At 72.8% G+C, this 16,686-nt stretch carries 2 protein-coding genes; both read left to right on the forward strand.

Annotation, left to right across the window (positions count from 1 at the left end; genetic code table 11):
* Nucleotides 1-64: 64 nt before the first annotated feature.
* The gene (locus tag MTR79_RS16170; RefSeq protein WP_244790859.1) at nucleotides 65-7,843 is read left to right on the forward strand and encodes a non-ribosomal peptide synthetase; all 7,779 of its coding nucleotides are present in this window, start codon (nucleotides 65-67) and stop codon (nucleotides 7,841-7,843) included.
* Nucleotides 7,840-16,686, forward strand: a complete 8,847-nt coding sequence (locus MTR79_RS16175) for a non-ribosomal peptide synthetase (protein WP_244790861.1) — start codon at nucleotides 7,840-7,842, stop codon at nucleotides 16,684-16,686. The genes MTR79_RS16170 and MTR79_RS16175 overlap by 4 nt, the downstream gene beginning before the upstream one ends.

A 16,686-nucleotide genomic window follows, 5' to 3' on the forward strand; every position in this document is an offset into this window, starting at 1 on the left:
CCGACCGCCGACCGCCGACTGACAACTGACGACCGCTGACCGGTCCGCCGATTTTGGAGACACAATGATCCCGTTGTCGTTCGCGCAGCGCCGGCTGTGGTTCGTGGACCGGTTCGAGGGACCTTCACCGACCTACAACGGCGCCTTCGCCCTGCGCCTGACCGGCGACCTGGACGTGGCAGCGCTCCAGGCGGCCCTCGGCGACGTCCTCGACCGCCACGAGGCCCTGCGCACGGTGATCGTCGAGGACGACGACGGCGTCCCGCACCAGCGGGTGCTGGCCTCCGGGCAGAAGCCGTTCCGCCTGCCGGTCGTCGAGGTCACCGAGGAGGAACTGGCGGCGGCGGTCGACCGGACGGCCACCGAGACCTTCGACCTGGCCGCCGACGTGCCGGTGCGCGCCGCCCTGCTGCGCTGCGGACCGCGCGACCACACCCTCGTCGTCGTGGCCCACCACATCGCCGTGGACGGCGAGTCCTTCGGGCCGCTGTTCCGCGACCTCACCACGGCCTACGCGGCCCGCGCCGAGGGCGGCGCCCCCGCGTGGGAGCCGCTGCCGGTGCAGTACGCGGACTACACGCTGTGGCAGCTGGACGTGCTCGGTGACGAGGACGACCCCGAGAGCCTGTCGGCCCGTCAGCTGGCGTACTGGCGCGAGGCGCTGGCCGGCCTGCCGCAGCCGCTGCCCCTGCCCACGGACCGCCCCCGCCCCCGGGTGATGCGCTCCGAGGGCGACCGGGTCCGCTTCGACATCGACCCCGGCCTGCTGCGGTCCGTGGAGAAGCTGGCCGTCGAACGGGACGCCACCGTGTCGATGGTCATGCACTCGGCGCTGGCGGTGCTCCTGCACCACCTCGGCTGCGGCGACGACCTGCCCATCGGCGCGCCCATCACCGACCGCACCGACGAGGAACTGCGCGACCTCGTCGGCTTCTTCGTCAACACCTGGGTGCTGCGCGCCGACCTCTCCGGCAACCCGACCTTCCACGACGTGCTCGCGCGGGTCCGCGAGCGGTCGCTGGCCGCCTACGACAACCAGGACATGCCCTTCGAGCGGCTGGTGGAGCGGCTCAACCCGCACCGGTCGACCGCCTACAACCCGTTCTTCCAGGTCATGCTCTCCTGGCAGCCGCCCGTGCCGCCGCTCCAACTGCCCGGCCTCGGCGTCGAGGTCGAGCGGCTGGAGACCCGCACGGCCAAGTTCGACCTGTTCTTCGACCTGCTCCCGGACAACGACGGCGGGGCGCGGTGCCGGCTGGAGTACGCCACCAGCCTCTTCGACCAGGACACCGCCGAGGCCCTCGCGCAGCGCTTCGTCCGCGTCCTGGGCCGGCTCGTGGCCGACCCCGAACGCGCGGTCGCCACCGTCGACGTGCTCGACGAGACCGAGCGTGAGCGCTGGCTCACCCGGTCCGGCGACCGCGCCACCGAGGTGCCCGACCTGACCGTCCCGCAGCTCTTCGAGTACCAGGTCGCCCGCACCCCCCACGCCCCGGCGCTCGAGTGCGACGGCCGGACCCTGACCTACCGAGAACTCGACCACCGGGCGAACGGCATCGCCCGGGAGCTGGTCCGGCGCGGCGCAGGGCCGGAGGACCTGGTGGCCCTCGCCCTGCCGCGCACGCAGGACCTGGTGGCCGGCCTGCTCGGCATCCTCAAGTCCGGCGCCGGCTACGTGCCGATGGACCCGCAGTACCTCGGCGGGCGGGCGCACACCGTGCTGGCCGAGGCCCGCCCGCGGTTCGCCGTCACCGACACGGCCACCGCGCGCGAGCTGCCGCCCGGCGACTACCAGACCGTCGACGTCGACCTGCGCGCGCAGTGGGACACCCCCCGCGGGGACCCCGGCGACGCGGGCCGCCGCGCGCCGCTCGGCCCGGACAACCTCGCCTACGTGATGTACACCTCCGGCTCCACCGGCAAGCCCAAGGGCGCCGCCCTCACCCACCGGGGCGTCGTCAACGGCATACGCGAACTGGCCCGCGTCCTCGACCCGGCGCCCGGGTGGCGGATGCTGGCCGGCACCTCCGTCAACTTCGACGTCTCCGTCTTCGAACTGCTCACCGCCCTCACCACCGGCGGCACCGCCGAACTGGTCCCCAACGCGCTGGCGCTCGGCGAGCGGGACGGCTGGAGGGGCCAGGTCGTCAGCGGCGTCCCCTCCGTGCTCGGCGAACTGGTCGGACACCTGGACAAGACCCCCGACGTGCGCACCGTCGTCTTCGCCGGTGACGTCCTCCCGGCCCGGCTGGTGCGCCAGGTGCGCGAGACGCTGCCCGGCGCGCGGATCGTCAACTCCTACGGCCAGAGCGAAAGCTTCTACGCCACCACCTTCTGCCTCGACCCTGCCGAGGAGTGGACGCAGGGCGACGTCGCACCCATCGGCACCCCGCTCGGCAACATGCGGGCCTACGTCCTCGGCCCGGGCCTCGCCCCGGTCCCGCAGGGCGTCATCGGCGAGCTGTACGTCGCCGGCACCTGCCTGGGCCGCGGTTACCACGACCGGCCCGGCCTGACCGCCGAACGCTACGTGGCCAGCCCCTTCGGCCCCGCCGGCGAACGCATGTACCGCACCGGCGACCTGGCCCGCTGGAACGCCGAGGGACGCCTGGAGTGCGTGGGCCGCGGCGACGGCCAGGTGAAGGTGCGCGGCTTCCGCATCGAGACCGCCGAGGTCGAGGCCGCGATCACCCAGCACCCCGGCATCAGCGAGGCCGTGGTGATCGGCCGCGAGGCACCCTCGGGCGGCAGGCAGCTCGTCGCCTACGTCGTCCACACCGGCGAAGGCGCCGTCGGCGACGACGGCGCCGGCGGCATCGGCGACGTGGACGTGCAGGCCGGCGCCTCGGCCGCCGAACTGCGCAAGTACGTCGCCGCCCGCCTGCCCGACTACATGGTCCCCTCCGCGTTCGTGGCCCTCGGCCGGCTGCCGCTGGGCCCGACCGGCAAGCTGGACCGCAAGGCGCTGCCCGAGCCGGAGTTCCTGGGCGAGGCCTACCGGGAGCCGCGCACCGAGACCGAGCGGATCATCACCGCCGCCTACGCGGACGTCCTCGGTGTGGAGCGGGTCGGGGCCGACGACGACTTCTTCGCCGTCGGCGGCGACAGCCTGCGTTCGATCCAGGTGGTGGCGCGGGCCCGCGCCCGGGGCCTGGACCTGACCACGCGGGAGATCTTCGAGTGCCGCACGGCGGCCCGGCTGGCCGAGGCGGCCGCCGACCGCCAGGGCCGGGCGCCCGTGCTCGCGGAACTGGAGGGCGGCGGCGTCGGACCGATGCCGCTCCAGCCGGTGGCCCGGCACGTGTTCGAGCACGGCGGCGGGACGAACCGTTTCGCTATGTCGATGGTGCTGGAACTGCCCGGGGGCATCGACGCGGACGGCCTCGCCGCCACGCTCGACGCCGTGCTCGACCGGCACGACCTGCTGCGCGCCCGCCTGGTCCGCGGCGACGAGCCCGCCCTCGTCGTCCGCGAGCCGGGCGCCGTACGGGCGGCGGACCTGATCCGCCGGGTCGACTGCGACGGACGGTGGGAGGAGCCGGCGGCGCTCCGGGCGGCGAAGGCGGAGCTGCACGACGCGGTCGGACGGCTCGACCCCGAGGCCGGGACCATGGCGGACTTCGTCTGGTTCGCCGCCGGCTCGGGTGAGGGACGGCTGCTCGTGGTGCTGCACCACCTCGTGGTGGACGGCGTCACCTGGCGCATCCTCATGTCGGACCTCGCCGAGGCGTGGCAGCAGGTCAGCTCCGGCAAGGCACCCGAACTGCCCGCGGTCGGCACCTCGGCCCGGCGCTGGGCCCTGGCGCTCAAGGACGAGGCGCTCTCCGACAAGCGCGAGGCCGAACTGGAGTACTGGCGCGACCTGCTGGAGGCGTCCGACCCGCCGCTCGGCGCGCGGGCCTTCGACCCGGCGCTGGACACGTGGTCCACGGTCGACACCGTGCGCCTGGAACTGCCCGCCGACGTCACCGAGGCGGTCCTCACCAGGCTCCCCGCGGCGTACCGGGGCACCGCGACCGACGTCCTGCTCGCCGCGCTCGCGTGCGCCGTCGGCCGGTGGCGCGGCACGGACCGCTCGACCCTGGTCCGCCTGGAGGGACACGGCCGCGAGGAGGACCTCGTCCCCGGCGCCGACCTCTCCCGTACCGCCGGCTGGTTCACCAGCATGTACCCGGCCCGCGTCGACGTGCGCGGGGTGGACCCGGCCGGCGTCCTGGCCGGCGGCCCCGCCGCCGGCCAGGCGATCAAGCTGGTCAAGGAACAGCTCCGCACGGTCCCGGACAAGGGGATCGGCTACGGGCTGCTGCGCCACCTGAACCCGGAGACCGCCGAGCAGCTCGCCGACCACCCGGCGCCGCAGATCGGCTTCAACTACCTCGGCAGGATCTCCGGGTCCGACGTGCCCGAGCACCTGCGCGCGCAGGGCTGGGGACCGGCGTCCTGGTCCTCCGAGCTGGTCGCGGCGCCCGACCCGGACCTGCCCGCGCTGTCCGCGCTGGAGGTCAACTCGGTCGCCACGGACGCCCCCGACGGCACCCGGCTCCAGGCCGCCCTCATGTTCGCCACCGGCGTCCTGAGCCGGGAGCGGACCGAGGAACTGGCCCGGCTGTGGGCCGAGGTGCTGCACGGCATGGCCGCGCACGCCGCCCGCCCGGACGCCGGCGGCCTCACCCCCTCGGACGCCCCGCTGGTCTCGGTGCGGCAGGAGGAGATCCACACCTGGGAGGAGCGCTACGGCCGGCTGGAGCAGGTGTGGCCGCAGGCCCCGGGGCAGTCCGGCATCCAGTTCCAGGCCGCGTTCGCCGAGGACTCCTTCGACGTCTACCACATGCAGTTCGTACTGCACCTGTCCGGGCACGTGGAGCCGGACCGCATGCGGGCGGCCGGGCAGGCGCTCCTGGAGCGCTACCCGAACCTGCGCTCCGCGTTCCTCACCGCGGCCGACGGCGACCCGGTGCAGGTCGTGGCGGAGCACGTCGCCGTGCCCTGGCGGCACCTCGACCTGACCGGCCGCGACGAGGCCGAGCAGGACGCGGCGCTCGACCAGGCCCTCGCCGACGACCGGGCCGACCGCCTCGACCCCGCCCGGCCGCCGCTGTTCCGTCTGGCCCTGCTCACGTGCGGGCCGCAGCGGGCGAAGCTCATCATCACGGCCCACCACACCCTCTTCGACGGCTGGTCCTCCCCGCTGGTCATCAAGGACCTGATCCGCCTGTACGCCGGGACCGACGGCCTCGCCCCGGTCCGCGGCTACGGCGACTACCTGGCCTGGCTGTCCCAGCAGGACCGCAAGGCGTCGGCGGCCCGCTGGCAGGCCGAGCTCGACGGATTCGACGAGCCCACCCTCGTGGCCGCCGGGCTCCGCTCCGAGGGAGAGGCGACCGCCCTCGGCCGGGTCGAGGTGCCGCTGTCGATCGACAAGGGGCGGGAGCTGGCCCGGCGTGCCGCGGAACTCGGGGTCACCCTGAACACGCTCCTGCAAGGAGCCTGGGCGATCGTGCTCTCGAAGCTGACCGGGCAGCAGGACGTGGTGTTCGGCGCCGCAGTCAACGGCCGCCCGGCGGAGCTGACCGGCTCGGACGAGATGGTCGGACTCTTCATCAACACCCTGCCCACCAGGGCGTCGTGCCGGCCGGACCGCAGCCTCGCGGAGGTCGTCACCGATCTGCAGGACCGGCAGATCACCCTGCTCGACCACCACTACTACGGCCTTGCCGACATCCAGCGCGGCGTCGGGCTGCCCTCCCTCTTCGACACCATCGTCGTGTTCGAGAACTACCCGATCGACCGCGAGGGCATCGTCGACGCCAACGCCTCGGCGGGCTTCACGATCGACGCCATCCGGCCGTTCGCCGGCTCGCACTACCCGCTCACCCTCAACTCCTCGGACCCCTACCTGCGGCTCTCCCTCGACTACCAGCGCAACATCTACGACCGCGAGAAGGCCGAGGTGATCGCTGCCCGGCTGGTCCGGGTGCTGGAGCAGGTCCTCCAGGACCCCAACGTGCCGGTCGGCGCCGTCGACGTCCTCGCGGACGACGAGCGGGACCGGCTGGTGCGCCAGGTCAACGACACGGCGCGCGAGGTGGCCCCGGAAACCCTGCCGGGCGCGTTCGAGGCGCAGGCGGCGCGGGATCCGGAGCGGGTGGCGCTGGTCGGCGAGGAGGAGTCGCTGACCTACGGGGAGTTCAACCGGCGGGCGAACCGGCTGGCGCACTGGCTGGTGGAGCGGGGCGCGGGCCCGGAGCGGCTGGTAGCGGTGAAGATCCCGCGCTCCGTCGACCTCCTGGTGGCGATCTACGCGGTGGTCAAGGCCGGCGCGGCCTATCTGCCGATCGACCCCGAACTGCCCGAGGACCGGGTGCGGCACGTGCTGGACAGCGCCCGGCCGCTGCTGGTCCTGGACGAGGCCCTCCCGGACGTCACCGGCTGTCCGGAGAGCAACCCGGAGCGCGGGCTGTCGCCGGACCACGCGGCGTACGTCATCTACACCTCCGGCTCCACCGGCGGCCCCAAGGGCGTGCAGGTCGCCCACCGGTCGATCATGAACCGGCTCGCGTGGGGTCTGTCGCACTTCGACGTCGGCCCCGAGGACCGGGTGCTGCTGAGCACGACGGCGAGCTTCGACGTGTCGGTGCCGGAGCTGTTCGCGCCGCTCCAGGTCGGTGCGGCGATCGTGATCGCGCGTCCCGACGGCCGCCGGGACCCCTCCTACCTCGCCGAACTGATCCGGCGCGAGGGCGTGACCGGCGCCGACTTCGTGCCCTCGCTCCTGGAGGCGTTCGTCATCGAGCCCTCGGCGAAGGAGTGCACCAGCCTGCGCTGGATCGAGGTCGCCGGCGAGGCGTTCCCGCCCTCCCTGGCCAACAAGGCGGCCGACCTGCTGCCGAACTGCGGGGTGTACAACCTCTACGGGCCCACCGAGGCGTCGGTGGAGGTCACCGCCTGGCAGCACGTGCCGGGCGCGGACCGGGTGCCGATCGGCGCGCCGGTCTGGAACACGCAGGTGTACGTCCTGGACTCGGCGCTGCGTCCGGTCGCGCCGGGGGTCGCCGGCGAGCTGTACCTCGCCGGCACCGGCCTGGCCCGCGGCTACCTGGGGCAGACGGGGCTGACCGCGGGCCGGTTCGTGGCCTGCCCCTTCGGTGAGCCAGGCGCCCGCATGTACCGCACCGGCGACCTGGTCCGCTGGAGCGAGGACGGCCAGGTCGAGTACCTCGGCCGCACCGACTTCCAGGTCAAGGTCCGCGGCTTCCGCATCGAACTCGGTGAGATCGAGCAGGCCCTGACCGCCCACCCGGACGTCGACAACGCGGTCGTCGTCGTACGCGAGGACAGCGCCGACGTCCAGCGCCTGGTCGCCTACGTGGTGCCGGGCAACGGCACGGCGCACACCGACCTGGACCTGACGGCCCTCGCCGACCGGACCCGGGAGAACCTGCCGGAGTACATGGTCCCCTCGGCGATCGTGCCGCTCGCCGAGCTGCCCACGACACCGAGCGGGAAGCTCGACCGCAGGGCGCTCCCCGCACCGGACCACACCGAGGCCGCGGCCGGACGAGGGCCGCGCGACCCCAAGGAGGAAGTCCTCTGCCGGCTGTTCGCCGAGCTGCTCGGACTGGAGGAGGTCGGCATCGACGTCGACTTCTTCGACCACGGTGGGCATTCGCTGCTGGCCACCCGGCTGACCGGCCGCATCCGCAGCGAACTCAAAGCCGACGTGAAGGTCACGACGGTGTTCCGCAATCCGACCGTCGCCCAGCTCGCGGAGCAGATCAAGCAGCTGGCGCCGTCGAAACGTCCCCAGCTGCGACAGATGAGCGTACAGGAGAACCGTCGATGATTCCGTTGTCCTTTGCCCAGAGCCGGATGTGGTTCCTCCACAAGCTGGAAGGCCCCTCCGCCACGTACAACGTCCCGTTCGTACTGCGCCTGCAAGGGACGCTGGACACGACGGCCCTGGCCGCGGCGGTCGCGGATGTCGTCACCCGGCACGAGAGCCTGCGCACCCTGGTCCAGGAGAACGCGGACGGCACGCTCGAGCAGCGGATCGTTCCTCCGGAACAGGCGGACCTCGTCTTCCGGGTGGTCGAGGTGACCGCGGACGCGGCGGACGCCGCGGTGCGTGAGGCCACCTGCGAGCCGTTCGACCTGGGCACGGACCTTCCCCTGCGGACGACCGTGGTCCAGGTCGCCCCGCAGGAGCACGTCCTGGTCTTCTCCTTCCACCACATCGCCGCGGACGGAGCGTCGATGGCGCCGTTCCTGCGGGATCTCATGTCGGCGTACGCGGCTCGCCATCAAGGGAACGCGCCGGAGTGGGAGCCGCTGGCGGTGCAGTACAAGGACTACACGCTGTGGCAGCAGCAGCTCCTGGGCGACGAGGACGACCCGGAGAGCGTCGTCGCCCAGCAACTCGCCTACTGGCGCAAGGAGCTTGCCGCGATACCGCAGCCGCTGCAGCTGCCGCTGGACAGACCGCGGCCGTCGACGGCCAGCCACCGCGGCGGCGAGGTCCCCTTCGAGCTGGCACCCGAGCTGGTGAGCCGGCTGCAGAAGCTGGCCGTGGACCACGGCGCCACGGGACCGATGGTGGCCCAGGCCGCGCTGGCGGTGCTGCTGAACAAACTGGGCGCGGGAGAGGACCTGCCGATCGGCAGCCCGATCGAGGGACGCGCCGACGAGCAGCTCGACGACCTGATCGGGTTCTTCGTCAACACCTGGGTGCTGCGCGCCGACCTGTCGAAGAACCCGTCGTTCGCCGATCTCCTGGAACAGGTGCGGGACAAGGCCCTCGCCGCGTACGACAACCAGGACATACCCTTCGAGCGGCTGGTGGAAGTGCTCAATCCGGAGCGCTCCACCGCCTACCAGGCGCTGTTCCAGACGGTGTTGGGCTGGCAGTTCGTATGGCCGGACCTGGAGATGCCGGATCTGCAGGTCACCCCGCTCCCGGCGGTCACCGGCACCGCGAAGTTCGACCTGTTCTTCAACGTCGTCCCGAAGGCGTCCGGCGGCGCGCACGGGCTGCTGGAGTACGCGACGGATCTGTTCGACCACACCACGGCCGTCTCCGTCGTCGACCGGTTCGTGCGCGTCCTGGAGCAGGTGCTCGAGGACCCGTCGCTGCCGGTCGGTGCCGTCGACGTGCTGGCGCCGGACGAGCGGGACCTGCTGGTGCGCCGGCTCAACGACACGGTGCGTCCGGTGGCCGCGGACACCCTGCCGGGCGCGTTCGAGGCCCAGGTGGAGCGTGCGCCCGACCGGCTCGCCCTGATCGGCGAGAAGGAGTCGCTGACCTACGGGGAGCTCAACCGGCGTGCGAACCGGCTGGCGCACTGGCTGGTCGAACAGGGCGCTGGTCCCGAGCGGCTGGTCGCGGTGCGGATCCCCCGCTCCGTGGACCTGATCGTGGCGGTCCACGCGGCGCTCAAGGCGGGCGCGGCCTACCTGCCGGTGGGCACCGAGCTGCCCGAGGACCGGGTGCGCTACCTGCTGGACGACGCGAAGCCGCTGCTGGTGCTCGACGAGGAGCTTCCGGACGTGTCCGGGTACCCGGAGACGAACCCGGAGCGGGAGCTGTCGCCGGACAACACCGCGTACGTCATCTACACCTCCGGGTCCACCGGCGCCCCCAAGGGTGTGCAGGTGGAACACCGCGCGGTCATGAACATGCTGACGTGGCGCCGGTCGTACTTCGGGATCGGTGCCGAGGACCGGGTGCTGGTGAGCTCGTCGGCGAGCTTCGACGCGTCGGTGCCGGAGACGTTCACGCCCCTGCAGGCCGGCGCGGCCCTGGTGATCGCACGTCCCGACGGACAGCGGGACCCGGCGTACCTGGCCGAGCTGATCCGGCGGGAGGGTGTGACAGGTGCCTTCTTCGTCCCCTCGCTGCTGGAGGTGTTCGTCGCCGAGCCGACGGCCTCAAAGTGCTCCAGCCTGCGCTGGGTGGAGGCGGGAGGCGAGGCGTTCCCGGCCGCGCTGGCCGACAGGGTCGTGGACCTGCTGCCGGGATGCGCCGCGCACAACCTCTACGGCCCCACCGAGGCGGCGGTCGAAGTCACCGCGTGCAAGCACGTACCGGGCGCCGACCGGCTGCCGATCGGCGCACCGATCTGGAACACCCAGGTGTACGTGCTGGACTCGGCGCTGCGTCCGGTCGCGCCCGGAGTCGCCGGCGAGCTCTACCTGGCCGGCACCAACCTCGCCCGGGGCTATCTCGGGCAGACGGGGCTGACCGCGGGCCGGTTCGTGGCCTGCCCGTTCGGGGCGCCGGGCAGCCGGATGTACCGCACCGGAGACCTGGTGCGGTGGAACAGGGACGGCCAGGTCGAGTACCTCGGGCGAAGCGACTTCCAGGTCAAGCTCCGCGGCTTCCGCATCGAGCTCGGTGAGATCGAGCACGCGCTGACGACGCACCCCGGTGTGGCGCAGGCGGCGGTCGTGGTGCGTGAGACCCAGCAGGGTGACAAGCAGCTCGTCGGGTACCTGGTGCCCAAGCCGTACGACGCCGCCGTGGCTGACGCCGATGCCCAGGTGGACGAGTGGCGCGAGATCTACGACGACAACTACTCCGAGTTCGACGACGGACTGGGCGACGACTTCCGGGGCTGGAACTCCAGCTACACCGGTGAGCCGATCCCGCGCGAGCAGATGCTGGAATGGCAGGACGGGGCCGTGGCACAGGTGCTGCGGTACGCGCCGCGTCGGGTGCTGGAGATCGGCATCGGTTCCGGTCTGCTCCTGGGGAAGATCATCGGTGAGGTCGAGGAGTACTGGGGAACCGACATCTCGGCGCCGGTGGTGGACCGGGTCAGGGCCCAGGCCGAACAGGCCGGATACGGCGACCGCATCCACTTGAGCGCCCAGCCGGCCGACGACGTGTCCGGGCTGCCCCGCGGCCGGTTCGACACCGTCTTCCTCAACTCGGTCGTGCAGTACTTCCCGGGCATCGAGTACCTGGACCAGGTCCTGCGCCAGGCGATGGACCTCCTCGTGCCGGGCGGCCGCATCGTCGTCGGCGACGTCCGCAACGCCACGACACTCCGTCTCTTCCAGACCGCGGTGCAGCGTGCCGCGCACCCGCATGCCTCGCACGAGGAGCTGCGCACGCTGGTGGAGAAGGAGATGCTCGCCGAGCAGGAGCTGGTGATCGCCCCGGAGTGGTTCACCGAGCTGGCGGCGGACACCGGCGCGGCCGTCGACATCCGGCTGAAGCCCGGGCAGGCGCACAACGAGCTGACCCGGCACCGCTACGAGGTGGTCCTGCACAAGCAGCCGGCCGACGCGCTCGACCTGACCGGCGTGCCGTCGGTGCGGTGGGGCCGGGAGGTGGCGGACCTGGACGACCTGGGCGCTTACGCGGACCGGGCGGGCGGCCCCGTCCGGGTGGCCGGGATACCCAACGCGCGCCTGCTCGTGGAAGTCGCCCTGACCGTGTCGACAGGCCTCCTCGACCCGGCGCCCCTGCCCGGCAGACCGGCCGACCCGCAGGAACTGCTCCAGTGGGCGCGCGAGCACGGCCGGGACGCGGTCCTCACCTGGTCGGGCGAGGACCTGCGGTGCTACGAAGCGGTGGTGCTGCCCGGGCCGCAGACCGCGCAGGGAAACGTCGCGGGCACATTCGTCGCCGGCGGAGCGGGCGGGCGGGCCCGGGCGAACGCCCCGGCGCTGGCCAGGTCGCTCGGCCCGCTGCTCGTCGAGCTGCCCGAGTACCTGCGCGGGCGACTGCCCGACTACATGGTCCCTCCCGCCTTCGTGCCCCTCACGGAACTGCCGCTGACTCCGAGCGGGAAGCTGAACCACCGGCTGCTGCCGCCGCCGGACGACGCGCAGGCAACGACCGGCCGGGCACCGCGCAATCAGATCGAGGAGACCCTCGGCGCGCTGTTCGCCGAGGTGCTCGGCGTGGACAGCGTCGGCATCGACAACGACTTCTTCGTCAGCGGCGGGGACAGCATCCGCTCCATCCAGGTCGTCGCGCGGGCCAGGGCGCGTGGCATAGAGATCAGCACGCGCGAGATCTTCGAGCACCCCACGGTCGCCCAGCTCGCGGAACTGGTCGAAGGACGCGCGGAGGAACGCGTGACCCTGGCCGAGCTGCCGGGCGGCGGCGCCGGATTCGCTCCGCTGATGCCGACGGCGAAGCATGTGCTCGAACTCGGCGGGGGCCTCGGCCGGTTCTGCATGTCCGGGATGCTGACCCTGCCCGAGGACATCGACCGCGCGGGACTGACAGCGACGGTGCAGACCGTGCTGGACCGGCACGACGTGCTGCGTTCCCGGCTCGACCGGACGCAGCCGGGCCTGTGGATCGGGCCGGCCGGAAGCGTGGACGCCGGCACGCTGCTGCGGGAGGTCCCCCACGGCACCGATGTGCACGCCGAGCTGGACGCGGCCGCGGACCGGCTGGACCCCGACACCGGTGTGATGGCGCAGTTCGTGTGGTTCACCTCCGACACCGGGGCGGGCTGGCTGTTGATCGTGCTGCACCACCTGGTCGTCGACGGGGTGTCCTGGCGGATCCTCGTACCGGATCTGGTGTCGGCCTGGCAGCGGGTCCGGGACGGCCGCACGACGGCGCAGGCCGCGGTGGGCACGTCGCTGCGCCGTTGGGCGCACGCCCTGGCCGAGGAGGCGGCCGCCCCGGAGCGGGTGGCGGAACTGCCCCTGTGGCAGGAGACGGTGCGCACGGACGAGCCCGTGCTGGGCGCACGGGCGCTGGACCCCGCGCGGGATGTCGCCGCCACCGTGGACACGGTGCGCATCCAGATCCCGGCCGATGTCACCGACGCCCTGCTGAACACGGTGCCCACGGTCTTCCGCGGCGGGGTCGACGACGGGCTGCTGGCCGCTCTGGCCCTGGCTCTGGCCCGCTGGCGCCACAGCCGCGGCACCCCCGCATCCTCGACACTGGTCCGTCTCGAAGGGCACGGCCGGGAAGAGTACGTGGTGCCCGGCGCGGATCTGACCGGCACCCTCGGGTGGTTCACCGCGATGTATCCGGTGCGCCTCGACCTGGCCGGCGTCGACGTGGCGGACGCGTTCGCCGGCGGCCCGGCCGCCGGCCGGGCGGTCAAGGCGGTCAAGGAGCAGCTGCGGGCGGCTCCGGACAACGGAATCGGCTATGGCCTGCTACGCCACCTCAACCCGGACACCGCCGCCGCGCTGGCCCAGGGCCGCGAACCACAGATCGGGTTCAACTACCTCGGCCGGACCTCCGGCGCGGACATCCCCGAGGAACTGCGCGGCCTGGGCTGGGCACCGGACACCACGCAACGGGACCTGATAGCCGCGCCCGACGCCGACATGCCGGTGCTGTCGGCGCTGGAGATCAACGCCGTGGCCACCAGCACGGCCGAAGGCGAGCAGCTGACCGCCTACTTCGGCTTCCCCACCGGTGTTCTCTCCAGGGACGAGGTGACCGAGCTGACCGGGCTCTGGGTCCAGGCGCTCACCGCCCTGGCCCGGCACGCCGCGACCCCCGAGGCCGGCGGCATGACCCCGGCGGACGCGCCCCTGGTCGACGTGAGCCAGGAGGAGATCGACACCTGGGAGTCCCGCTTCGGCCACCTGGCCGAGGTGTGGCCGGTCACCCCGGCGCAGTCCGGGATCCTCTTCCACTCGATGCTGGCCGGGTCCTCCTTCGACGCCTACCACGTGCAGCTGGTGTTCCACCTCTCCGGTGACGTGGACCCGGAGCGGATGCGCCGGGCCGGGCAGGCCCTGCTGGGGCGCTACGCCAACCTCCGCGCGGCGTTCGCCGACCGGGCCGACGGCGACTTCGTACAGGTGGTGCCGGCGGACGGGGTGACCCTGCCCTGGCAGTACCTGGATCTGACCGGTCACGGCGAGGCGGAGCGAACCGACAGGCTCGAGCAGTTCCTCACCGAGGACCGGGCCGCCCACTTCGACGTGGACACCCCGCCGCTGATGCGGCTGGCGCTCGTCCACCTCGAGCCCGGCCGGGCCGAACTCGTGATGACCACCCACCACGCGTTGTACGACGGCTGGTCGACCCCTCTGCTGCTGCAGTCCCTGCTGCTGTTCTACGCGTCCCCCGGTGACGAAGCCTCTCTGCCCGCCACGCGCAGCTACGGCGAGTTCCTGGCCTGGCGCGCACGGCAGGACCAGGACGCGGCGGCACGGGCGTGGGCGGCCGAGCTCGACGGGGTCGAGGAACCGACCCTGCTCGCCCCGGCGGCCACGCACGACGACGGCCTCGACCAGGTCGACTTCGCCCTCACGCCCGAGGTGTCCGGCCGGCTCAACCGGCGCGCCTCCGAGCTGGGCGTCACCGTCAACACCATGGTCCAGGGTGCATGGGCGCTGCTGCTCGGCCAGCTCACGGGCCGCCAGGACCTGGTGTTCGGCGCCACCGTTTCCGGCCGCCCGGCCGCGGTGCCGGGTGTCGAGTCGATGGTCGGGATGTTCATCAACACCCTCCCCGTACGGGTGCGGTACGCCCCCGGCGACACCCTCGCCGAGGTCGTCACCCGGCTGCAGGGCCGGCAGGCCGAACTCCTGGAACACCACCACTACGGCCTCACGGAGATCCAGCAGGCCGCCGGCCTGCAGTCCCTCTTCGACACGCTGGTCGTCTTCGAGTCGTACCCGGTCGACCAGGAGGGCATCGGCGCCGCCACCGAGGCCGCGGGCGGCATCGCCATCACCGGGCTGCGCCCCTCCAACGGCACGCACTACCCGCTGGCTCTCATGGCGGCGGTGGAAGGGAACGTCCAGTTCCTCCTCCAGTACACGCCCGGTGCCTTCGACCGGAGCACGGTGGAGGGGTACGCGGCCCGGTTCGTGCGCGTCCTGGAACAGCTGGCGGCCACTCCCGAGCTGAGGGTCGCCCAGATCGCGGCCCTGGAGCCGGCCGAACACGACCGCCTGCTCGTCGAGTTCAACGACACCGCCGTCCCGATCCCGGACGTCACGGTCACCGGGCTCGTCGAGGCACAGGCGGCCCGCACCCCGGACGCAACCGCCCTGATCGTCGAGGGCGAGTCGCTCACGTACCGCGAGGTCAACGCACGGGCCGACAGCCTGGCGCGCGAACTGGCCGGCCGTGGCGTGGAACCGGAGTCGGTGGTCGCGGTGTCGCTGCCGCGCTCGGCGGACCTGGTGGTCGCCCTGCTCGCGGTCCTGAAGGCGGGCGGCGCGTACCTGCCGGTCGACCCCAAGTACCCCAGCCACCGCATCGAGGCCATCTTCGGCCAGGCGCGGCCGCACCTGGTCCTGACGGACTCCACGACGGCCACGGTGCTGCCCGGGCACGAAGCCCCGGACGTCCTTCTCGACAGGCTCGACCTGTCCGGCGACGACACCGGCCCGCGACTGCAGCCCGACCCGCGTCAACTGGCGTACGTGATGTACACCTCCGGCTCCACAGGCCGGCCCAAGGGCGTCGCCATCACCCACCGGACCGTGGTCAACGGCGTGCTGGAGCTCGCCTCCCGCGTGGGCATGGAGCCGGGCAAGCGGCTCCTGGCGGGCACGTCGGTCAACTTCGACGTCTCCGTGTTCGAGATCTTCACGACCCTCGCCGCCGGCGGCGTCGTCGAACTGGTCCGGGACGTCCTGGTCCTGGGCGAGCGCAAGGGCTGGAACGGCGGCGTCATCTCCACCGTGCCGTCGGCCTTCGCCGAACTGGCCGACGACATCGCCGACCGCACCACCGTGGAGACGGTCGTCTTCGCCGGAGAAGCACTGCCCTCGTCGCTCGTCGACAAGGTGCGCAAAGCCTTCCCCGGGGTCCGCATCGTCAACGCCTACGGGCAGAGCGAGTCGTTCTACGCCACCACCGCCACCGTCTCCGGTCAGATGCCGGGCCAGGCCGGCAACGCGCCCCTCGGCACCCCGCTCGGCAACATGCGGGCCTACGTCCTCGGCCCCGGCCTCACTCCGGTGCCGCCGGGCGCGGTCGGAGAGCTGTACGTCGGCGGGAAGGTGGCCCGCGGGTACCACGGCCGCGCCGTACTGACCGCCGAGCGCTTCGTCGCCGACCCGTTCGGCGCGTCCGGCTCGCGCATGTACCGCACCGGTGACCTGGCCCGCTTCACCGGCGAGGGCCGGCTGGAGTACATGGGCCGCGGGGACGCGCAGGTCAAGGTGCGCGGCTTCCGCGTCGAGCCCGGCGAGGTCGAGGCCGCACTCGTCGCGCACCCCGAGGTCGCCCAGGCCGTCGTCGACGCCCGGCAGTCGACGGGCACCGGCAAGCAGCTCGTCGCGTACGTGGTGGCGTCGGGAGCGACCGGCTCCGAGGAGATCCGCCGGTTCGTCACCGAGCGGCTGCCCGAGTTCATGGTGCCGTCCGCCTTCGTGCTCCTGGACCGGCTGCCCCTCATGCCCAACGGCAAGCTGGACCGGGCCGCGCTGCCCGAACCGGAGTTCGCCACCGCCCTCTACCGGGCGCCCCGCACCCCCCGTGAGAAGGCCCTGGCCGAGCTGTTCGCCGAGGTGCTCGGCGTGGACCGGGTCGGTGTCGACGACGGCTTCTTCGAGCTCGGAGGGCACTCCCTGCTCGCCACCCGGCTGATCAGCCGGGTCCGCGCCGAGCTGGGGATCGAGATGCCCATCCGCAAGATCTTCGACCTGCCGACGGTGGCCGCGCTCGCCCAGTGGTCGGAGGAACCGGCCGCTCCCCGCCGCCCCAGCCTGCGCCAGATGTTCGTGGAGGACTGA

The sequence above is a fragment of the Streptomyces sp. BJ20 genome (assembly GCF_022869105.1).
GTDB lineage: Bacteria > Actinomycetota > Actinomycetes > Streptomycetales > Streptomycetaceae > Streptomyces > Streptomyces griseoincarnatus.

Bases quoted from the DNA above. Each gene is read 5' to 3' on its own strand.
- MTR79_RS16170 (WP_244790859.1), top strand. From the start codon at position 65: ATGATCCCGTTGTCGTTCGCGCAGCGCCGGCTGTGGTTCGTGGACCGG.
- MTR79_RS16175 (WP_244790861.1), top strand. From the start codon at position 7,840: ATGATTCCGTTGTCCTTTGCCCAGAGCCGGATGTGGTTCCTCCACAAG.